The organism is Aeromonas enterica (assembly GCF_054052465.1).
Window position 1 is genome coordinate 1 of sequence record NZ_JBSTYL010000041.1, and the last position, 21071, is coordinate 21071.

Annotated in this window: 19 protein-coding genes and 1 riboswitch; of the genes, 11 read left to right on the forward strand and 8 right to left on the reverse strand. The window is 60.2% G+C overall.

Translation table 11 applies throughout. The features are described 5' to 3' along the window. Positions 1–411: 411 nt before the first annotated feature. The 4 genes from ACW5XD_RS22940 to ACW5XD_RS22955 all read left to right on the forward strand — a co-directional run bounded on the left by ACW5XD_RS22940 (position 412) and on the right by ACW5XD_RS22955 (position 5487). On the forward strand, positions 412–861 hold the full coding sequence (locus ACW5XD_RS22940) for a pullulanase (protein WP_456496890.1): 450 nt from the start codon (positions 412–414) through the stop codon (positions 859–861). Positions 862–1067: 206 nt separating this feature from the next. Then, positions 1068–3215: an adenosylcobalamin-dependent ribonucleoside-diphosphate reductase gene (locus ACW5XD_RS22945; RefSeq protein WP_456496891.1), complete on the forward strand. Its 2148-nt coding sequence runs from the start codon at positions 1068–1070 to the stop codon at positions 3213–3215. A gap of 9 nt (positions 3216–3224) precedes the next feature. Then, a complete protein-coding gene (locus ACW5XD_RS22950) occupies positions 3225–3908 on the forward strand; it encodes a TSCPD domain-containing protein (protein WP_456496892.1) in 684 nt (227 codons plus the stop codon). Between the two features lie 208 nt (positions 3909–4116). Continuing rightward, positions 4117–5487 (forward strand): PhoH family protein, encoded by a 1371-nt coding sequence (locus ACW5XD_RS22955; RefSeq protein WP_456496893.1) that lies wholly within the window; start codon positions 4117–4119, stop codon positions 5485–5487. Between the two features lie 84 nt (positions 5488–5571). Here ACW5XD_RS22955 and thiQ read toward each other — a convergent pair whose 3' ends face one another. Genes thiQ through thiB form a run of 3 tightly spaced genes read right to left on the reverse strand, consistent with a single transcriptional unit; the run spans position 5572 to position 8838 of the window. Then, the gene (gene thiQ / locus ACW5XD_RS22960) at positions 5572–6267 is read right to left on the reverse strand and encodes a thiamine ABC transporter ATP-binding protein (protein WP_456496894.1); all 696 of its coding nucleotides are present in this window, start codon (positions 6265–6267) and stop codon (positions 5572–5574) included. Then, positions 6254–7861 (reverse strand): thiamine/thiamine pyrophosphate ABC transporter permease, encoded by a 1608-nt coding sequence (thiP, locus tag ACW5XD_RS22965; RefSeq protein ID WP_456496903.1) that lies wholly within the window; start codon positions 7859–7861, stop codon positions 6254–6256. The genes thiQ and thiP overlap by 14 nt, the downstream gene beginning before the upstream one ends. Beyond that, positions 7858–8838, reverse strand: coding sequence for a thiamine ABC transporter substrate binding subunit (gene thiB, locus ACW5XD_RS22970; protein WP_456496904.1), 981 nt, complete (start codon positions 8836–8838; stop codon positions 7858–7860). Before thiB ends, thiP begins: the two co-directional genes overlap by 4 nt. A gap of 54 nt (positions 8839–8892) precedes the next feature. Further along, positions 8893–8983: riboswitch (TPP riboswitch) on the reverse strand. Between the two features lie 92 nt (positions 8984–9075). Between thiB and ACW5XD_RS22975 the strand changes: the two genes are divergently transcribed. Further along, positions 9076–9366, forward strand: a complete 291-nt coding sequence (locus tag ACW5XD_RS22975; RefSeq protein ID WP_043141746.1) for a PilZ domain-containing protein — start codon at positions 9076–9078, stop codon at positions 9364–9366. A gap of 102 nt (positions 9367–9468) precedes the next feature. Here the strand turns inward: ACW5XD_RS22975 and ACW5XD_RS22980 are convergent, their stop codons facing one another. From ACW5XD_RS22980 to leuA, 5 genes are all read right to left on the reverse strand, one after another. Further along, positions 9469–10398, reverse strand: coding sequence for a transglutaminase domain-containing protein (locus ACW5XD_RS22980; protein WP_456496895.1), 930 nt, complete (start codon positions 10396–10398; stop codon positions 9469–9471). Positions 10399–10591: 193 nt separating this feature from the next. Next, entirely contained in the window at positions 10592–11191 is a 600-nt protein-coding gene (gene leuD / locus ACW5XD_RS22985) for a 3-isopropylmalate dehydratase small subunit (RefSeq protein ID WP_456496896.1), read from the reverse strand. A gap of 12 nt (positions 11192–11203) precedes the next feature. Further along, positions 11204–12601: a 3-isopropylmalate dehydratase large subunit gene (gene leuC, locus ACW5XD_RS22990; RefSeq protein WP_456496897.1), complete on the reverse strand. Its 1398-nt coding sequence runs from the start codon at positions 12599–12601 to the stop codon at positions 11204–11206. Positions 12602–12634: 33 nt separating this feature from the next. After that, entirely contained in the window at positions 12635–13720 is a 1086-nt protein-coding gene (gene leuB / locus ACW5XD_RS22995; RefSeq protein WP_456496898.1) for a 3-isopropylmalate dehydrogenase, read from the reverse strand. Positions 13721–13722: 2 nt separating this feature from the next. Beyond that, a complete protein-coding gene (gene leuA, locus ACW5XD_RS23000; RefSeq protein WP_456496899.1) occupies positions 13723–15297 on the reverse strand; it encodes a 2-isopropylmalate synthase in 1575 nt (524 codons plus the stop codon). A gap of 407 nt (positions 15298–15704) precedes the next feature. Between leuA and ACW5XD_RS23005 the strand changes: the two genes are divergently transcribed. The 6 genes from ACW5XD_RS23005 (at position 15705) to ilvN (ending at position 20935) form a co-directional block, all read left to right on the forward strand. Then, positions 15705–16328, forward strand: a complete 624-nt coding sequence (locus tag ACW5XD_RS23005; RefSeq protein WP_323058898.1) for a TetR/AcrR family transcriptional regulator — start codon at positions 15705–15707, stop codon at positions 16326–16328. A gap of 126 nt (positions 16329–16454) precedes the next feature. Continuing rightward, positions 16455–16958, forward strand: a complete 504-nt coding sequence (locus ACW5XD_RS23010; protein ID WP_456496900.1) for a phosphatase PAP2 family protein — start codon at positions 16455–16457, stop codon at positions 16956–16958. Next, positions 16955–18064: an MJ1255/VC2487 family glycosyltransferase gene (locus tag ACW5XD_RS23015; protein WP_456496901.1), complete on the forward strand. Its 1110-nt coding sequence runs from the start codon at positions 16955–16957 to the stop codon at positions 18062–18064. Before ACW5XD_RS23010 ends, ACW5XD_RS23015 begins: the two co-directional genes overlap by 4 nt. A gap of 36 nt (positions 18065–18100) precedes the next feature. Next, positions 18101–18253, forward strand: coding sequence for a hypothetical protein (locus ACW5XD_RS23020; protein WP_456496902.1), 153 nt, complete (start codon positions 18101–18103; stop codon positions 18251–18253). 389 nt (positions 18254–18642) lie between these two features. Further along, positions 18643–20361: an acetolactate synthase 3 large subunit gene (locus ACW5XD_RS23025; RefSeq protein WP_043141768.1), complete on the forward strand. Its 1719-nt coding sequence runs from the start codon at positions 18643–18645 to the stop codon at positions 20359–20361. 79 nt (positions 20362–20440) lie between these two features. After that, positions 20441–20935, forward strand: a complete 495-nt coding sequence (ilvN, locus tag ACW5XD_RS23030; RefSeq protein WP_040097800.1) for an acetolactate synthase small subunit — start codon at positions 20441–20443, stop codon at positions 20933–20935. Positions 20936–21071 lie beyond the last annotated feature (136 nt).

Consider the following 21071-nt stretch of genomic DNA (forward strand, 5'->3'; position numbering starts at 1 on the left):
GTTAGAATACCGGCCTGTCACGCCGGGGGTCGCGGGTTCGAGTCCCGTCCGCTCCGCCACTAACAAGAAGCCCAGTCGAAAGACTGGGCTTCTTTTCGTTTAATTTCTCTTGAATTGCCTCCTCTCCCTCTCTTATATCTTGCTGATTTATCACGTCATGGGTGTTGTGCCTCAAGCCTTTTCATCAGGGAAGGTGATCGGCATACAATGCTTTTTTAGTTATAGGAGATTTTCCGTTATGTTCCGGATTGTGGCCATCCCGCGCGTTATCTATCCGTCCATTTCGCTTGCCTGAATTTAAAAAAGCCCAGAATGTGATGCTTCTACCTTTCTTGTGATGCCCGCTCTGCTTTAATTCGTCTGCCCACGTTTGATGGGCCAAGGAATCACAATAATTTGAGGAATGGACACATGTTCAAAAGAACAGTAACGATGATGCTGGCGGCGGGAACCCTGGTATTAGGCGGTTGCGCATCCCATAGTGGAACAGAACAGACGGCAGACAACAGCGACTTCGGTGGCAAGTCTATCTATCTGCGTGGGGAAATGAACGACTGGATGGCAACCGATGCGAGCAAAGTGGTCAAGGTCGCTGACAAGCTCTATATGGCTAAAGGCACCCTCAAGAAAGAGTGGGCTCCCTACAAGTTCAAGTTTGCCGACTCCGGTTGGAGCTGTGGCACCAACTTCGGCTACAAGAGTCCGAGTGACGGCGTTGCCGTGCTGGGTGGTGAAGCAGTACCGGTCAACCCCTGCTCCAAGTATGAAGACATGAAGTTTTCACCGGATGCGGATGGGGTCTATGAGTTCTATCTGAATATGGCTGGTGATACCCCGACCGTATACGTCAAGAAACCCTGATCAGTACCGGGAAGCGAGCTTCCCGGGAAATGAATCGATGGAATGCCCCGGCCCAGTATCCTGCTGGCCGGGGCATTTTCATGTTGATGGGTATGACCAGAAGGCGTGATTTTCTATATATTGTGTTTATTTTTATTATATTTCCTATATGTGGTGGTGGCTGTTATCGTGATGAGGTTGTGGCATACCTAGGAGGTTGATTGGACATGGCTAAATCGAACTCGGTGCTGGAGAGTGAGCTCGGCTCCTACCAGATCCCCCTGCAAGAAACGTCCCTCGAGATCTGGGACAGCAAGTATCGTCTCAAGAGCAAGGATGGGGCCCCCATCGATGGTTCCATCGACGAGACCTACCAGCGAGTTGCCCGTGCTCTGGCCGAGCAGGAGCGCGAGCCTGATGTCTGGTATGAGCCCTTCCTGTGGGTGCTGCGCAACGGCGCCATCCCGGCGGGGCGTATCACCTCCAACGCGGGTGCCTTCGAGCACAAGCCGGCGACCTCGACCATCAACTGCACCGTCTCCGGCACCATCGAAGACTCTATGGATGACATTCTCGGCAAGGTGCATGAGGCCGGCCTGACCCTGAAGGCGGGCTGCGGCATCGGTTACGATTTCTCGACCCTGCGCCCGCGCGGCGCCTTCGTCTCGGGTGCCGGTGCCTACACCTCGGGCCCGCTCTCCTTCATGGATATCTATGACAAGATGTGTTTCACCGTCTCGTCAGCCGGTGGTCGCCGTGGCGCCCAGATGGGCACCATGGATATCCGTCATCCCGATGTGATCGAATTCATCCAGGCCAAGCGCGAAGATGGCCGCTTGCGTCAGTTCAACCTCTCCCTGCTCATCGCCGAAGATTTTGTCAAGGCGGTGAAGGAGGATGCCCCCTGGCAGCTTATCTTCCCCTACACGGCCAAAGAGGTGGAGCAGGACGGTATTGCGCTGGACGATCCCGCAGTGGTGTTCTGGGCCGACTGGCCCAACAAGGAAGGGGTGGTCATCAACGCGCTGGGGCAGGTCGCCTGCAAGGTCTACAAGACCCTGCCTGCCCGCAAGCTGTGGAACGTCATCATGACTTCCACCTACGACTATGCGGAGCCCGGTTTCATCCTGATCGACAAGGTCAACCAGATGAACAACAACTGGTTCTGCGAAGAGATCCGCGCCACCAACCCCTGTGGCGAGCAGCCCTTGCCCCCCTACGGTGCCTGCCTGCTGGGCTCGGTCAATCTGACCCGGTTTGTGCGCGACCCCTTTACCGAGCGGGCTGCCTTCGACTGGCAGGCGTTTCGCAAGGTGGTGGCCATCTTCACCCGCATGCTGGACAACGTGGTGGAGATCAACCAGCTGCCTTTGCCCAGGCAGCGCGAGGAGATCACAGCCAAGCGCCGTCACGGCATGGGCTTCCTCGGCCTCGGCTCGACCCTCACCATGCTGCAGATAAAATACGGCTCTGCGGCTTCTGTCGCCTTCACCGAGCAGGTATCCCAGGAGCTGGCCATGACCGGCTGGCAGGAGTCCCTGCGTCTGGCCAGGGAGAAGGGCTCGGCTCCCATCATGGAGCAGGAGTTCGAGGTGACCGGCAAGATGCTGCGACTGCGCCCCGAGATGGCGGCCGATGGCATCAAGCTGGGTGACAAGGTGAAGGGCAAGGTGCTGCATGCACGCTACAGCCGTTACATGCAACAGGTTGCCGAAGTGGATCCCGCCCTGGTGGCCGAGCTGGCCGAGGTGGGTGGTCGTTTCACCCACCACAGCAGCATAGCGCCGACCGGCACCATCTCCTTGTCGCTGGCCAACAACGCCAGCAACGGTATCGAGCCGAGCTTTGCCCATCACTACAGCCGCAACGTCATCAAGCCGGGCAAGAAGAGCAAGGAGAGCGTCGACGTCTACTCCTTCGAGCTGCTTGCCTACCGCGAGCTGGTGAACCCGGCCGCCATGCCTTACAGCGAAGATGAGGCAAGCCGTCTGCCGGACTATTTCATCACGGCCGACGACATCAGCCCGGTCCAGCACGTGGACATTCAGGCAGCGGCCCAGCGCTGGGTTGACTCCTCCATCTCCAAGACGGCCAACGTGCCGACCGATTTCCCGTTCGAGCAGTTCAAGGACATCTACATGTATGCCTCGGACTCCGGCCTCAAGGGCTGCACCACCTTCCGCTTCAACCCGGAGGCCTTTCAGGGCGTGCTGGTGAAGGAGCAGGATCTGGAGAACACTCAGTACGAGTTCACTCTGGAGGATGGATCCGTCATCTCCGTCAAGGGGAACGAAGAGATCGAATACGATGGCGAGCTGCACACTGCCGCCAACCTCTATGACGCCTTGAAAGAAGGCTATTACGGTAAATTCTGAGAACAGATTATGGTCAAGAAGATCGACAAGAAAATCGTCGCCTACAAGGTGAAAACCCGGGATGAGCCGCAGGAAGATCTGGCCCCGCAGGATGACGTGGTGCATATGCACGAAACCGTGCTGCGCCCGGAGCGGCTGATGGGCACCACCTACAAGCTGAAGACGCCGGAGCATGTCTCCGAGCACTCGCTGTTCATCACCATCAACGACATCATTCTCAACGAGGGCACGGTTCACGAAACCCGCCGTCCGTTCGAGATCTTCATCAACTCCAAGAGTCTGGAACACTATCAGTGGATAGTGGCGCTGACCCGCATCATCTCAGCCGTGTTTCGCAAGGGGGGGGATGTCACCTTCCTGGTGGAGGAACTGAGATCCGTGTTCGATCCCAAGGGCGGCTATTGGAACAAGGGCAAGTATGTTCCCTCCCTTATCGCCGAAATTGGCAACGTGATCGAGACCCATCTCACCGAGATTGGCATGATCAAGCTGCCGAGGCTGGATGAGCATCAGCAGGCATTTCTGGCACAGAAGCAGGCCGAACTGCAAGTCCAGCAACCGTCAGAAGAGTCGCAGGCCGGCAGTGGTTTCCCGGCCAGTGCGGCGCTCTGCTACAAGTGCCACAGCAAGGCGCTCGTGCTGAAGGATGGCTGCATGACCTGCCTCAACTGCGGCGATTCCAAGTGCGGTTGAGTGATTGACCGCAGGCAACAGGTCGGTCTTGGTGCCGGCCTTTTTCATTGCTGCTTTTCTGTTCGAACGCACCGGCGGTACACGCGATTTGTTGCGTGATAGTAAAATCGGGCGTAGCGTTGGGGGTAATAAAACTGTCACGGGCGTGTGGTTTCAATGACATCTGAGATTCACACACGTGGCACCTTCAGTGCCAAGGAGGATGCTTATGGACAATACGGACCGAAAGCTGTTTATCCTGGATACCAACGTTCTGCTTCACGAACCCCTCGCCATCTACTCCTTCAAAGAGCATGACGTGCTCATCCCCATGACGGTGCTGGAAGAGCTCGACAACATCAAGGATCGCAACAAGGATGTCAGCCGTGATGCGCGGGTGGCCATTCGTGCGCTGGAAGACGTATTCCGCGATGCGACCCCGGATCAGATCACCCAAGGGGTCCCACTTGCGGGCGAGGCCAGTGGCAATATCTGCATCTTCAGTGACCACCATCTGCCCCAGGATGCCGAGGTGTTCACCGACAAGGAGGCCGACAACCGCATCATCAACGCGGCCCTCTATCTGCAAAAGCATGAATTGAAGCGCCAGGTGGTGCTGGTCACCAAAGACATCAACATGCGCCTCAAGGCCAAGGGCGCCGGGCTTGCCCACGTTGAAGACTACCGTAGCGACCAGCTGATCGACGATATCCGTCTGCTGGCCAAAGGCTTTCAGGTGGTGCCCGGCAGCTTCTGGGAGCGGGTCGGCGAGTGTGACAGCGAGACCCATGGCCGCGATACCGTCCATGTGATCGACTCGAACTTGCTGGAGGGGGTTCACGTCAACCAGTACTTGCTCGACGAGGAGAACTTCTTCGCCGCCAGGGTATTGAGCAACGATGGCCACAAGATCCGCATAAAGGATCTGGGCCGCGAGCGGCTGATGTCGCGCAAGGCCTGGGGTGTCCATCCCAAGAACGTCTATCAGGGCATGGCGCTCGATGCCTTGCTCGATCCGCACATCGATCTGGTGATCCTGACCGGCCCGGCCGGTTGCGGCAAGACCTTGCTGGCCATGGCGGCGGCACTGGAGCTGGTGATTGAGAAGGGGATCTACGAGAAAGTGATCGTCACCCGCAACACTCCGGAAATTGCCGAGAGCATCGGCTTCCTGCCCGGCACCGAAGAAGAGAAGATGATGCCCTGGCTGGCGGCGGTGACGGATACCCTGGAGGTGCTGCACAAGCAGGACGAGAACATGAGCGGCTCGCTCAGCTACATCATGGAGAAGGCCAACATCCAGTTCAAATCGGTCAACTTCATGCGCGGGCGCAGCATCCAGAACACCTTCGTGCTGCTGGACGAGTGCCAGAACCTGACCGCGTCCCAGATCAAGACCATCATCACCCGCTGTGGCGAGGGGACCAAGATCGTCTGCTCCGGCAACCTGGCCCAGATAGACTCCAACTACCTGAGCCCGGTGACCTCGGGTCTGACCTACATAGTCGAGCGTTTCAAGGATTTCGACGGCAGTGCCAACATCTTCCTGAACGGGGTGGTGCGCAGCAAGCTCGCCTCCTTCGCCGAGGAAAATCTCTGATTTAACTGACTGTCTTCATATGAAAAAGGGGAAGCCAAGCGGCTTCCCCTTTTTTGATCCCGTCGCCGGTTCAGCGCCCCAGGGTCATTGCCCAAGGTAGCGCAGCAGGCCGGGGTGATCGCTGTTTTGCAGGATGTCGGGTTTGCCCTGCAGGGCGATGCGCCCCTCGTCGACGAACAGCACCTGATCGGCGATGAGCTGGGCATCCTCCGGGTTGTGAGAGACCATCAGCACCGTGATTGCCTGCTCGCAGGCCAGGCGGGCCACTTCCGCCAGCATCTCCCGGCGCAGAGCGGGATCGAGCGCCGAGAAGGGTTCATCGAGCAGCAGCAATGGCTTGCCGCGCACCAGGGCTCGCGCCAACCCGACCCGCTGTTGCTGGCCGCCGGAAAGTTGCTCCGGCAGTCGCGCCAGCATGTCGCCAAGGCCAACCCGCTCTGCGGCCTGTTTCACCTGTGCCCGCTGAGCAGGGCTCAAACGCAGGCCAGGATGCAGGCCGATGGCGATGTTGTCGAATACAGACAGGTGCAGGAACAGGTTGTGATCCTGAAACAGGGTGGTGACTGGCCGCTCGGCAGGCCCCAGCGGCAGTAGATCTTCGCCATCGAAGCTGAGGGTGCCAGATTCCACCGGCACGAAACCGGCGATCATGCCGAGCAGGGTCGATTTGCCCGCCCCGCTTGGCCCTATCAGCGCGGTGATCTCTCCCTTGGGCAGGGTGGCGCTGAAGCTGACGCGCCAGTCCGGGTAGCTGGTGACCAGCTGATCAATGTTCAGCATGTTTTCCTCCAAGACCCCGCTCAACCAGCCAGAACAGGGAGAAGCAGAGCGTGAGCAGCAGCAGGGCGGTAGCGGCCGCCTCGGTCAGCCGGTAACTGCCGAGCTGCTGATAGAGCAGCCAGGGCAGGGTGGTGAGCTCCTGGCTGCCAAACATGGCGATGGCACCGAGATCCCCCAGAGAAAGGATCATGGAAAGCGCCATCGCCAGCGCCATCGGACGGCGCAGCAGAGGCCACTCCACCAGCCGCAGGCGATGCAGCCCGCTCACTCCCAGGCTGTCGGCCAGCCTATCGTACTGGCGTACCACCAGCTGCATGGGGGCTGAGAGGGTGCGCAACACATAGGGTAGCGCCATCAGGGCGTTGACCAGTACCACCAGCCAGGGGCCGAGGGCAAAGACATCGGTAAAGGGCATGAACATGATGAAGAGGCCGGTGCTCAGCACGACTGCCGGTATCATCAGGATCATGGAGCCGCTGGCTTCCCACAGGGCGGCGGCCCGCCGCTTGCGAGCTCGTACCCGCAGGTGACGGCTGGTGAGCTGCAGACCGCTGCCGAGCAGGGTGGCAAGGGTGCCAGCCGCCAGCGCAATCAGCAGCGACTGGCCGCTGGCCTGCCACAGCTGCGCCGAGGCCAGCGCCGTCAGCAGGCCGGGATTGAAACCGGCCACCAGGATCGCCAGCAGCGGTGGCAGGAAGACGGCGAGCCCCAGAGTGAGGGCAGCGCTGTCCATCAGTCTGGTACCCGGCTGGTGACGATCCGGTCGCAGACAGGGGCGATGGCTGCTGATCCGGCTGGCCGGCGTGGTCTGCAGTTTGTGTTGCAGCAGGAGCAGGGTGGCGGTCAGGATCAACTGCACCAGCGCCAGCCCACCAGCGGTAGCGAGGTCGAAGTCAAAGCGCAACGCCTGATAGACGGCCACTTCCAGCGTAGTGGACTTGGGCCCGCCCCCCAGTGCCAGCACAGTGGTGAAGCTGGTGAAGCAGAGCATGAAGATGAGGCTGGCAAGACCGGGCAAGATGCCGCGAATGAGCGGCCACTCCAGCAGCCGAAAAATGTGTGAGGAGCGCATGCCGAGCTGACTGGCGAGACGCCAGCTCGATTCCGGTATGCTCTCTATGCTCTGCAGCATGAGGCGCGCCGCCAGCGGCATGTTGAAGAAGACGTGGGCCAGCAGTATGCCGAACAGGCCGTACAGGTAGTTGCCGGGATCCAGCCCCAGGCCGCGCAACAGCTGCGACAGCCAGCCCTGTTTGCCGTGCACCGCCACTATGCCGAAGATGGCGATGATGACCGGCAGCACCAGCGAGAGGCCAAACAGCTTGAGCAACAGGCGGCGGCCGATGAAACGGCGCCGCGCCAGCGCTCTTGCCACCGGCATGGCGAGCCCCAGGCTCAGCAGGGTGGAGAGCAGCGCCTGTCCCAGGCTGAAGCCCAGCACATGGCGCAGATAGGGATCGGCCAGCAGGGTACGGGGGGCCAGCGAACCAGCCTGCCACAACAGGGCGATGAGCGGCCCCAGAGATAATAGCAGGATCAACAGGGTGGCTGCGCTACCTGGCAGCCACCAGAGAGGACGAACGCGAGCGCTCACTGGGTGACGGCTTGCAGCCACTCGCGGATCCAGTTCTTGCGATTGGCAGCCACCTCATCGCTGGTGAAACTCAGCGGCTTGCTGACTGTGATCATCTGCTCGAAACCCTTGGGCAGCGGCGCATCTGTCACCGGATACATCCAGTTGCCGGCAGGGATCTCCTGCTGGAAGGCGGGGCTTATCATGAACTGCAGAAACTGGTCGGCCAGCTTGCCCTGTTTGGCGCTTTTCAGCTTGGCGGCCACTTCCACCTGACGGTAGTGTCCCTCCTCGAAGGCGGCGGCCTGATACTGGGGCTTGTGCTCGGCAATCAGATGATAAGCGGGGGATGTGGTGTAGGAGAGCACCATGTCCGCTTCCCCATCGAGGAACATGCCATAGGCCTCGGACCAGCCCTTGGTGACTGTGACCGTCTTTTTGGCAAGCTCAGCCCAGGCTGCCGGCGCCTCATTCCCGTAGACCGACTTCATCCACAGCATCAGCCCCTGACCCGGCGTGGAGGTGCGGGGATCCTGATAGATCACCTTGATATCCGGACGTTCTACCAGCTCTTTCAGGCTCTTGGGGGGCGCTTTGAGTTTGTCCTTGTTGTAGACGAAGGCGAAGTAGCCGTAGTCATAGGGGACGAAGGTGTCATCCTGCCAGCCGCCCGGCACCTTGATGCCATCCAGCCTGGTGGTGTGCGGGGCGAACAGGCCGCTCTGCTTGGCTTCGCTGATGAGGGCATCATCCAGCCCCAGCACCAGATCGGCCTTGCTGTGCTTGCCTTCCAGCCGCAGCCGGTTGAGGATGGCGACGCCATCTTCCAACGCCACAAGGTTGAGGTTGCAACCGCACTCTTTCTCGAACGCCTGCTTGATCTTGGGACCGGGTCCCCATTCGGCGGTGAAGGAGCTGTAGGTATAAACGGTGAGGGTATCGGCCGCGAAGGACTGGGCACTGAGCAGGCTGGTGGCGACCAGCAGCAGGGTTTTCATCAAGTGGCACTCCCTGTTAATGATGAGGTGCCAGCGGATGAGGGCGCAAAAAATGAGCGCCATGCCTCAAATTCCTCCGCCAGCATTATCTGGATCAGGTACACGGGTATAATCTCAGCGGTAAACCGCACCCCGTTTGAGAAACGAACCGCATTGTATTAACGTTCTTGGGGGGAGGCCAGCACAATTGTTCCTGCGGGCCGCCGAGATGGCGTCAGCACAACAGAGGATGTTCGCGTGATCACCAGTACCAAGGAAAGACGCGCCTTCCAGCGCATGATAATCAACGCCCCCGTCACCGTCGTCCAGCAACAGCAAGTGCTGGAGGGGATCTGTCGGGATCTCAGCGCCAATGGCATGGGGATCGCCGTCGCCGAGCATCGGCTCGATGTCAGCCAGCCCATCCGGGTCAGTCTGGCAACCAACAACAACCTGTTGCCGCCGTTCGAGGCCCAGGCCCGCATCATTCGGGTACTGGAAGAGGAAGAGGGCCTGCTGCTGGCCATCGAGTTTCAATCCCAAGCCTGACCGGCCCGTCATGCTCTTCGTCATGCATCGACCAGCCCCGTGCTGGTCGATTTCATTCTGGCGTATTTCCCCTTGTTTTCATGACGGCCCCAACGGGCGGTATTATTTGTCCGCGCGAACCGGCTGAACGCTCAACTGCTTGCTATCGACCAGCGTCTGGCTGGTCGATGCGATCTGGCCCATGGCAAACTGACCCGGGCCGGTCGGTTCCATCAACAGATAGGTTTCTCCCTCCCAGCTCAGGGTCGCCTCACCCGGGTTGGCGGGCAGGGCCACCCCCAGCAGGGCGTGACCCGGTACGAACACCATGGCCTGTTTCAATTCAGGAAAGAGCTGAGCCAGCATGGCTGCCATCAGGGTCACCTTGCTGTCGCAATCCCCCCGGTTCTGCTCCAACACCTGGCGCGGGCTTAAGAAGCCCTTGCCCGAGCGTCCCGACTGGCTGTCGAGCAGCTGATAGGGGATGGCCTGCACGAAGTCGAGCATATGGGCCACCGTCTTCTGGCGAGCCTCCGTCTCTGTGGTGCCCGCCTGTTTGAGCTGTTCGGCCAGCGGCGCCAGCTCGCTGCGACTCTCCAACGCAATGCGCACATGATCCTGCTTGATGGCCGGCATGCCATCGGACGGAGTGAAGGGCTGGAAGTAGTGCTGCTTGAGCCACTCTGATTCCAGCTTGTCCCGTTGCTGGGTGAGCCAGCCCATGGCCTTGTTGACCTGCTCTGGTTGGCGCCCCTTGATCTTGAGCTCCATGTCGGGACGGGAGAGGGCGATCTGCACCTCGGGGAATTCGGTGGCTGCCTGTTGCAACAGGCTCTGCAACACGTCCTCCTGCATGCGGGTCGGCCGATAGGCGATGAGCGGCGGCAACTTGCCTGACTCCAGCCGGTAGGTGAGCTGCTGCGCCTTGCCATCCTTGTCCTGCCAGCCGACGTTGAGCTGACCGCCGTGGCTGTTGAAATAGGTCTGCCCGGCGCTGGCCGGGAGCGCGAACCACAGGCAGCAGAGCAGGAGGATGTTGCTCGTTCTCTTCATCAAGGTTTCCTCTCTGTGGCGCCGTGATGGCCAGCCATGCGTGGTGGGCGGCGTAGCCGGACAATAAAACAGGGATCCAAGGCTCCCTGTTGATTCTACTCGTTTTATTGCCGCTGGCGCGTCAAATCCAGCTCGGCTCTCTTGCACAGTCTCGAAGGCGCCGAGGGCGGCCTTGAGCTTGTGAGGGGGCCGCTCAGATCCAGCTCGGTTGCTTGGCCTCGAAGGCGCTGATGGCCGCCTCGTGCTGCAGAGTCAGGCCGATGGCATCCAGCCCGTTGAGCAGGCAGTAGCGGCGAAACTCGTCGATCTCGAAGCCGAAGCTGAGTTCACCGGCTCGCACCTGGTTGGCCTCCAGATCCACCTCGATCTGCAGGCCTGGGTGGGCGGCAACCAGCTGGAACAGCGCCTCCACCTCTTCCTCTTTCAGGCGCACCGGCACCAGACCGTTGTTGATGGCGTTGCCGTAGAAGATGTCGGCAAAACTCGGCGCGATCAGGGTCTTGAAGCCGTAATCCGCCAGCGCCCAGGGGGCGTGCTCGCGACTCGAGCCGCAGCCGAAGTTCTCACGGGCCAGCAGGATGCTGGCGCCGGCGAACTGCGGCTGGTTCAGCACGAACGCCGGGTTGGGCTGCAGGCCGGCATCATCCAGGAAGCGCCAGTCATTAAACAGGTGCTTGCCAAAGCCGATGCGGTTCACCTTCTGCAAAAACTGCTTGGGAATGATGGCATCGGTGTCGACGTTGGCGCTGTCGAGGGGGACGACGATCCCCTTGTGTTGCTTGAAACCTGTCATGTGAACTCCCTCTTACAGTGCGCGAATGTCGGCGAAGCGGCCGGTGACGGCGGCGGCGGCGGCCATGGCCGGGCTCACCAGATGGGTGCGGCCGGCACGGCCCTGGCGGCCTTCGAAGTTGCGGTTGCTGGTGGAGGCGCAGCGCTCCCCCGGTTGCAGCCGGTCGTTGTTCATGGCCAGACACATGGAGCAGCCGGGAAGGCGCCACTCGAAGCCTGCTTCGAGGAAGATCTTATCCAGTCCCTCGGCTTCGGCCTGGGCCTTGACCTGCTCTGAGCCCGGCACCACCAGCGCCTGTACCCCGGTGGCCACCTTGCGGCCACGGGCGATGGCGGCGGCGGCGCGCAAGTCCTCAATGCGGCTGTTGGTGCAGGAACCGATGAACACCTTGTCGATGGCGACATCGGTGAGCTTCTGGCCCGGCTGCAGGTCCATGTAGGCCAGCGCCTTGCGGGCAGACTGCTGCTCCATCGGATCTGCGAAGGATTCCGGTGCAGGTATGGGTTCATTGACGGCGATCACCTGGCCCGGGTTGGTGCCCCAGGTCACCTGCGGCGCTATGTCGGCGGCGTCCAGCACCACGTCGGCATCGAAGCTGGCGCCTTCGTCACTCTTGAGGCTCTGCCAGTAGGCGATGGCCTGTTCCAGTGACTCGCCCTTGGGGGCGAACTCCTTGCCTCGGATGTAGTCGATGGTGATCTGGTCGGGGGCTATCATGCCGGCTTTGGCACCCAGCTCTATGGCCATGTTGCACACCGTCATCCGTCCTTCCATGGAGAGGCCTGCAATGGCCTCGCCAGCGAACTCCACTACATAGCCGGTACCGCCGGCATGGCCGACCTTGCCGATGATGGCCAGCACCACGTCCTTGGCGCTGATGCCATCGCTCAGCTTGCCGTTGACGCGGATGCGCATGGTCTTGGCGCGGCCCTGCTTCAGGGTCTGGGTCGCCATCACATGTTCCACTTCCGAGGTGCCGATGCCGAACGCCAGCGAACCGAAGGCGCCGTGGGTGGCGGTGTGGGAGTCGCCGCAGACTATGGTGGTGCCGGGCAGTGTGATGCCGAGCTCGGGGCCCATCACGTGGACTATGCCCTGATACTTGTGGTTGAGATCGTAGAGGCGAACCCCGAACTCTTTGCAGTTGTCGGCGAGCGTCTCCATCTGGATGCGGGCCATCTCGCCGGAGGCGGCTATGTCCTTGGTGGTGGTGGAGACGTTGTGATCCATGGTGGCCCAGGTCAGATCCGGGCGGCGCAGCGGGCGCTTCATGGCGCGCAGGCCGTCGAATGCCTGCGGGCTGGTCACTTCATGCACCAGGTGACGATCGATGTAGATAAGCGGCGTTTCGCCTGCCACTTCACGCACCACATGGGCGTCGAATACTTTCTGATAGAGGGTCTTGGCCATTGCTTCTCTCTTCCTTGTTATCTGTTGTGCGGCTCAGATCCGGATGGCGATCTGGCTGCCCATCTCGGACGTGCTCTGCACCGGATGGCGGGCGCTGGCCTGATGCAGGTCGGCGGTGAAGTAACTCTCTGCCAGAGTCTGGGCAACGGCCTGCTCGATGGCCTGGGCGGCGGCTTCCTGGCCCAGGCTGTAGCGCAGCATCAGGGCGGCGGAGAGGATCTGGGCTATGGGGTTGGCAATGCCCTTGCCGGCGATGTCCGGCGCCGAGCCACCGGCAGGCTCGAACAGGCCAAAGCCCGCTTCGTTGAGGCTGGCGGAGGGGAGCAGCCCCATGGAGCCGGTGATCATGGCGCACTCGTCGGAGAGGATGTCACCAAACAGGTTGGAGCAGAGCAGCACGTCGAACTGGGACGGATCCTTGATGAGCTGCATGGTGGCGTTGTCTATGTACATGTGGTTGAGGGCCACGTCGGGATAGGACTTGGCGACTTGCGTCACCACCTCGCGCCACAGGATGGAGGAGGCGAGCACGTTGGCCTTGTCGATGGAGGTGACCTTGGCTTTGCGTACCCGGGCCGTTTCGAACGCAATCTTGGCGATGCGCTCGATCTCGAAGCGGTGATAGACCTCGGTATCGAACGCTTTCTCATCCGCTCCTTCACCTTCACGCCCCTTGGGCTGGCCGAAGTAGATGCCGCCGGTAAGCTCGCGCACGCAGGCGATGTCAAAGCCGCGATCCGAGATGTCGGCGCGCAGCGGGGAGAATTGCTCCAGACCTGTGTAGATGCGGGCCGGACGCAGGTTGCAGAACAGCTTGAAGTGGGCTCGCAGGGGCAGCAGGGCGCCGCGCTCCGGCTGATCGTTTGGCGGCAGATGCTCCCACTTGGGGCCGCCGACCGAGCCGAACAGCACGGCATCGGCCGCTTCACAGCCCTTGATGGTGCTCTGGGGCAGCGGGGTGCCGTGGTTGTCGATGGCGATGCCGCCGACGTCGTGGCGATCATACTCGAGGGCGAAGCCGAATCTGGCCTGCACTTTTTCCAGCACCTTGACGGCCTCGGCCATCACTTCCGGGCCTATGCCGTCACCCGGCAACACTGCGATCCGATAACTGCTCATACTCACACACTCTCCGTATTGATCTTGTCTGTTTTTGTGACGTTGCGTTCCATCTGTTCGGCCACCTGATCGGCGCGCCAGATGCTGTTGATCACATGGATCAACGCCTGGGCCGAGGACTCTATGATGTCGGTGGCCAGGCCCATGCCGTGGAATTTGCGGCCCTTGTATTCGGCGACGATATCGACCTGGCCGAGGGCATTCTTGCCTTCCCCCTTGCCCTTGAGTTCGTACTTGTCGATGCGGATCTCGTAGCCGGTGATGCGATTGATGCACTGGTAGACGGCATCCACAGGGCCATTGCCGGTGGCCGCTTCGCTGATGGTCTCCTGACCCACTTTCAATTTCACCGAGGCGGTGGCGAGCACAGAGCTGCCGCTCTGGACCCCGAGATACTCCAGCTTGAAGTGCTCGGGCTCCTCGTGGATCTGGCTGAAGAAGGCCAGCGCTTCGAGGTCATAGTCGAACACCTGGCCCTTCTTGTCGGCCAGGGTCAGGAACTTGCCGTAGAGGTCGTCGAGATCGTAACTGCTCTCGGCGTAGCCCATGGATTCCATTCTGTGCTTGATGACGTGGCGACCGGAGCGGGAGGTCATGTTGAGGTTGTTCTGGGTCAGGCCGATGCTCTCCGGGGTGATGATTTCATAGGTGTTTTTCGCCTTGAGTACGCCGTCCTGATGGATGCCGGAGCTGTGGGAGAAGGCGTTGGCGCCGACGATGGCCTTGTTCGGCTGCACCGGCATGTTGCACAGCTGGCTGACCAGGGCGCTGGTGCGATGAATTTCACTGTGGCGGATGTTGGTGTGCACCCCGAGCAGATCGGCGCGGGTTTTCAGTATCATGGCCACCTCTTCCAGCGAGCAGTTGCCTGCCCGCTCGCCGATGCCGTTGATGGTGCACTCAATCTGGCGGGCCCCCATCTGCACGGCTCCGATGGAGTTGGCTACCGAGAGGCCGAGATCGTCGTGACAGTGCACCGAGATGATGGCCTGATCTATGTTCGGCACCCGGTTAAACAGGGTCTGGATGATGCCGGAGAACTCGGTCGGCACCGTGTAGCCGACGGTATCCGGGATATTGATGGTGCGGGCGCCCGCCTTGATGGCGGCCTCGACCATGCGGCAGAGATTATCAATCGGGGTGCGGCCCGCATCCTCACAGGAGAACTCCACATCGTCTGTGTAGCGGCGGGCATGCTTGATGGCGCTGATGCCCATCTCCAGCACATCCTCGAAGCTCTTCTTGAGTTTGCTCTCCACGTGGATGGAGGAGGTGGAGATGAAGGTGTGGATGCGAAAGGCCTCTGCGACCCGCAGGGCTTCGCCGGCGGCATCGATATCCTTGGGCAGGGCGCGGGCCAGGGCGCAGACCCGGCTGTTCTTGATGTGGCGGGCTATGGTCTGCACCGATTGAAAATCACCGGGGGAGGAGACCGGGAATCCCACCTCCATGATGTCAACACCGAGCCGCTCCAGCGCCTGGGCTATCTGCAGTTTCTCCTTGACTGTCAAACTGGCCGCCAGGGCCTGCTCACCATCACGCAAGGTGGTGTCGAATATGATGACCCTATCTGACATGTGACTTCCCTCTTCCTAAGTTCGGTGACGTGCATCCTGCGGCGGCATAAAAAAACCCGTGCAGGGTGCACGGGTTTTTGTAAATTCCGGCTATGCCTGAGCCCGGCTACAAGGATCCCGCGCGACTGATCGCGATTAGGGAGAGTAGTAGTAGCGGAGCGGCAATAGGCATGATGACTCAAATCCTTCCAGTCGATAACGCTTTACCAATATCGAGATTTTTATGCTGTGTCAACCCGGACTCACAGGTTCAATCCGCTGGTTTATTTAATCGAATTGTAAAGGTGTGCAAATTTACTTGTCCCATATTCGGCCCTTGCCCGATTATCTGGTCATTCCTGCTGTACTCGATCACCTGCGCAATCAGATCGACTTATCAGTTTTTGCTGAATTATCTGAGGTATTCAATGGAAAAACGTAGACCTGGTCGTCCGGTCGGACGTTCTGACATTCGTGACAAGTTGCTTTCCGCTGCTCGTGAGCGTTTTCTCAATACGCCCTACAGCAAGGTCACTACCCGCGAGATCGCCGAGCTGGCTGGCTCCAATCTGGCGATGATCCATTACTACTTCGGCAGTAAAGAGGGCCTCTACAAGGCTGTGCTGGGCGATGTGGCCGAGCCGCTTGACCAGGCCTGGCATGATGAGACCGGCAATCGCAGCCTCAATGATCTGCTCAACACCTACTATCAGGTGATGGCTCCCAACAGCGAACTGACCTCCGCCATCTCCAGCGCATTATCGACCGAGAAGAGCCCGGGTCGGGATTTTGTGCTGAATCGTCTGCTGGAGCGCCAACTGCCCCAGTTTGACGCCTTGCTGGAGTCCATGAAGAACAACGGTGAACTGGGTGACAACCTGGATCCCGAGATGCTGAAGATCTCCTTCCTCAGCATGATGTGGCAACCGTTCGTGATGAAGGATCTCTACGAGCAGGTATTTGGCCTGACCGTGGATGAACACTTCATGGCCCGTCTGGCGGATCACAACTGCCGTCTGATGGAAAACGGTCTGCGCGGCACCCTGAACTGATCATTTGCCACGCTTGTCGTAAAAAAGGGCCGTTCGGCCCTTTTTTCATAAATCTGTTATCCCCTGTTCAACCAAGTGTCACCTCGTCGCCCTAGTCTGCACAGAGACTTCAGGGAAGGAGGGGTTATGAACAAGATCCAGCAATGGGACCTGCAGGTGTGCCGCATCTGTCTGCTCCACGCCTACAACCGGCCGCAGGCCAGGATCAGCCGGCTCATCTCCCGCACAGGTGACGGCCCGCTCTACGCCGTGCTGGCAGCCCTGCTCTGGTGGCAGGGGGAGGCCGAACGCGAGCTGGTGGGGGTGGCCTTGCTTGCATTCGCCATCGAACTGCCGCTCTATTTGCTGCTCAAGAACCTGCTGAAACGCCAGCGCCCGATAGGGTTGCCGGTCTTCATCACCCCTTCGGATCGTTACAGTTTGCCCTCCGGTCATACCGCCGCCGCCTTCCTGATGGCGACTGTGCTGACCGCCAGCTTCCCGCTCTGGGCGCCCTTGCTGTTTGTCTGGGCCGCGCTGGTGGGGGCATCACGCCTGTTGCTCGGGGTGCACTACCTGAGTGATCTGGTGGCCGGTGCCCTGCTCGGTGGTGGCTGCGCCCTGCTGGCGCTCGGCTGGAGTCAGGGATGAGGATACTATTTGGGGTACAGGGCACAGGCAACGGTCACATCAGCCGCAGTCGCACTCTGGCGCGGGCGCTGCGTGCCCGTGGTCTGGAGGTGGACTACATGTTCAGCGGTCGCCCCGCAGACAATTATTTTGAGATGGCCGAATTCGGCGATTATCGTACTTTCGCCGGCATCACTTTCGTCAGTCACGAGGGGGCCATCTCAGGCTGGCATACCCTCAAGGGGCTCTCGCCGCTGTGCTTTTGGCAGGACATGCGGGCCCTGGATTGCCGCGATTACGATCTGGTGATCAGCGATTTCGAACCGCTCAGTGCCCATGCAGCCCGTCGCTGGGGCAAGCCCAGCCTTACCATCAGCCATCAGGCCAGCTTCGACTGGCCGATCCCGCGCTGGGGCGAGAGCGGCTTCAATCGTCAGCTGATGCGCCACTTCGCCCCGGTCCGCCAGTCCCTCGGACTGCACTGGTTTCACTTCGGCCAGCCGCTGCTGCCGCCGATCATAGATCCCATCGCCCAGGCTCCCGATAATCAGCAGATCCTGGTCTATCTGCCGTTTGAGCAGACTGAGGCCATCGCGGCTCTGCTGTCTCGTTTCAACCAGCAGCGCTTCGTCTGCTTTCACCCGGCCATTCGCAGTGCCAGCCAGTGGCGCAACATAGCGTTCGAGCCGCAGGCGCGGGAAAGCTTCAAGCCGGTGCTGGCCGGCTGTCGCGGCGTCATCACCAACGGTGGTTTCGAACTGGCCTCGGAGGCGCTGACGCTCGGCAAGAAGCTGCTGGTCAAGCCGCTGGGGGGACAGTTCGAGCAGCTGACCAACGCCAAGACGCTGGAGTTGATGGGGCTGGCCCGGCTGATGGATGCGCTCGATGCCAATGCGGTGCGGGCCTGGCTGGATGCCTCGGCCCCGGGCCAGATCCTCTATCCCGATGTGGCGGGCGAACTGGCGGGCTGGCTGGCGGACGGGGCAAAGGAGAGCGTGGCCGAGCTCTCGCGCCGGCTGTGGGCTCGCACCCTGTTTCCGGAAGAGGTGTGTGATCGCTTGAGCGAGCTGGAAGGCGGATGCCCGTTGAGCAGCAGTTGGTTATCGCAAGTGAGCGCCTTTGACTAGACTGAAAGCGATCCCACCAAGGAGAGGATGGACACCATGCGCTTTACCAATGAAAACGGCGACACCATGACCCTGGCAGACAATCTCACCCTGCATGAATTGCTGGACATGGGGGTCAGCATCTCTGTCTGCGAAGAGACGGACCCGGATCAGCAGATCTGGCTGGCAGAACCGGAAGACGATCACTGAGTTCGGGGTTTGTTCGACGGCCCATCCCATGGGATGGGCTATTTTTTTCCAGATTGCCTCGTTGTGACAGCATGATCCGCTAGCCGGTCCCCCATCTTCCCCGCATTGTTCCCACCCGTTTCACCAAGTCACTGAATGTTAATAGCTGTTTGAAATTTATGACTGTTATGGTCAGACAAAGCCGTGGACAAGCGTTCACAAGCGGGTTAAGTTGGTTTTTCACCCGCTTTTCGGGTGAATGATGGAAAAAACCTATTTTTCTACTATCGACGACACCGAACTCGCCTGGCCCGTATTCAGACAACAACAAAACACGGACCGGCGCTGCCGGGAAGCAGCGGACCGTCGATAGCTTTCGCTTAACGGAGCAAAGCCTGGAGGGCTTTATCATGGAGATGTTATCAGGCGCCCAGATGGTGGTTAGAGCGCTGGAAGATCAGGGAGTTGAGCACGTTTTCGGCTACCCTGGTGGCTCAGTGCTCGACATCTATGACGCTCTCTTTGAAAACGGCAAGATGGAGCATGTTCTGGTGCGGCACGAGCAAGCCGCGGTGCACATGGCGGACGGTTACGCCCGCTCCACCGGCAAGGTGGGCACAGTGCTGGTGACCTCGGGTCCCGGCGCCACCAACTGCATCACGGGGATCGCGACCGCCTACATGGACTCTATTCCTCTGGTGATCCTGTCCGGCCAGGTGCCGACCAGCATGATCGGGGAAGATGCGTTCCAGGAGACCGACATGATCGGTATTTCCCGCCCGGTGGTGAAGCACAGCTTCCTGTGCAAAAAGGCGAGCGAGATCCCCGAGGCCATCAAGAAGGCCTACTACATAGCCGCCAGCGGCCGCCCGGGGCCCGTGGTGGTGGATCTGCCCAAAGATGTGCAGAACCCGAAAGAGAAATTTCCCTATCAGTATCCCGAGACCGTCTCGCTGCGCTCCTACAATCCGACCAAGGCCGGACACAAGGGCCAGATCAAGCGGGCTGCCAAGTTGCTGGTGGAGGCGCAGCGCCCCGTCATGTACGTGGGCGGCGGCGCCATCAATGCCAATGCGGATCATCTGGTGACCAAGCTGGCCGAACTGCTGAACCTGCCGGTGACCACCACCCTGATGGGGCTGGGGGCCTTCTCCGGCACTCATCCGCAATTCATCGGCATGCTGGGGATGCACGGCACCTTCGAAGCGAACAAGACAATGCACAACGCGGATCTTATTTTCGCCGTGGGTGCCCGCTTCGATGACCGCGTGACCAACAACGTGGCCAAGTTCTGTCCCAACGCCACCATAGTCCACATCGACATAGACCCCACCTCCATCTCCAAGACGGTGCAGGCCCATGTGCCCATCGTCGGCTCGGTGGAAACCGTGCTGGAGCAGATGCTGGAAGTGATCCGCGAGTGTGGCTTCGACAACGACAAGCAGGCGCTGGCGGACTGGTGGAGCCAGATCGCTCAGTGGCGTTCCCGCAACTGTCTGGCTTATGAGACCCATCCCACCCTGATCAAGCCGCAGCAGGTCATAGAGGCGCTTTACAAGGTGACCAAGGGGGAGGCCTTCGTCGCCTCCGACGTGGGTCAGCACCAGATGTTTGCCGCGCTCTACTACCCCTTTGCCAAGCCGCGCCAGTGGATCAACTCCGGTGGCCTCGGCACCATGGGCTTTGGCATTCCGGCCGCCATGGGAGCCCAGTTTGCCAACCCGGATGCCGTGGTCTGCTGCGTCACCGGTGACGGCTCGGTGCAGATGAACATCCAGGAACTCTCCACCTGTTTGCAGTACGGTGTGCCCATCAAGATCATCTCCATCAACAACCGCGCCCTTGGCATGGTCAAGCAGTGGCAGAAGATGTTCTACGGCGGCCGTCACAGCCACTCCTACATGGAATCCCTGCCGGACTTCGTCAAGCTGGCGGAGGCCTATGGCCACGTCGGCATCGCGGTGAGCGATCCGGCGGAGCTGGAGAGCGCCATGGAGAGGGCCTTTGCCATGAAGGATCGGCTGGTGTTCATGGATATCTCGGTCGATCCGGATGAGCACGTCTATCCGATGCAGATCAAGTTTGGTGCCATGGACGAGATGTGGCTGAGCAAGACGGAGAGAACCTGACGATGGAACATATTATTTCGGTCGTACTGGTGGATCACGCCGTTGATGAGATGTGGCTGAGCAAGGCGGGGGAAATCTGATGAGACATATTATTTCCGTTCTGTTGGAGAACGAATCCGGCGCCCTGAGCCGTGTGGTGGGCCTCTTCTCCCAGCGCGGCTACAACATCGAGACCCTGACGGTGGCCCCCACCGAAGATCCGACCCTGTCGCGCATGACCATAGTGACCATGGGTGACGAGCGGGTGCTGGAGCAGATCCAGAAGCAGTTGCACAAGCTGGTGGACGTGCTCAAGGTGTGCGATCTCAGCGAGGGTGAGCATATCGAGCGGGAGATAGCCCTGATCAAGGCCCGTGCCGCCGGTGGGGCTCGTGACGAGCTGAAACGGCTGGCGGACATCTTCCGTGGCCAGATCGTCGACGTGACCCCGGAGCAGTACACGGTACAGCTGGTGGGCACCAGCGAGAAGCTGGACGCCTTCATCAAGACTGCCGCCCAGACCAACGAGATCATCGAGGTGGTGCGCTCGGGGGTCTGCGGTATTTCCCGAGCGGACAAGGCTCTGCGTCCCTGATTGCTCCGCCGATAAGACGGTTATTCCAAAAGGGCTCTGCGGAGCCCTTTTTCATGGCTCTGTCCCAATTACGTGTTGAAAGGCTAATCTTGAAGTAGGCCATCTCCTTGAGGTCTACCATCATGGATACCCCTGC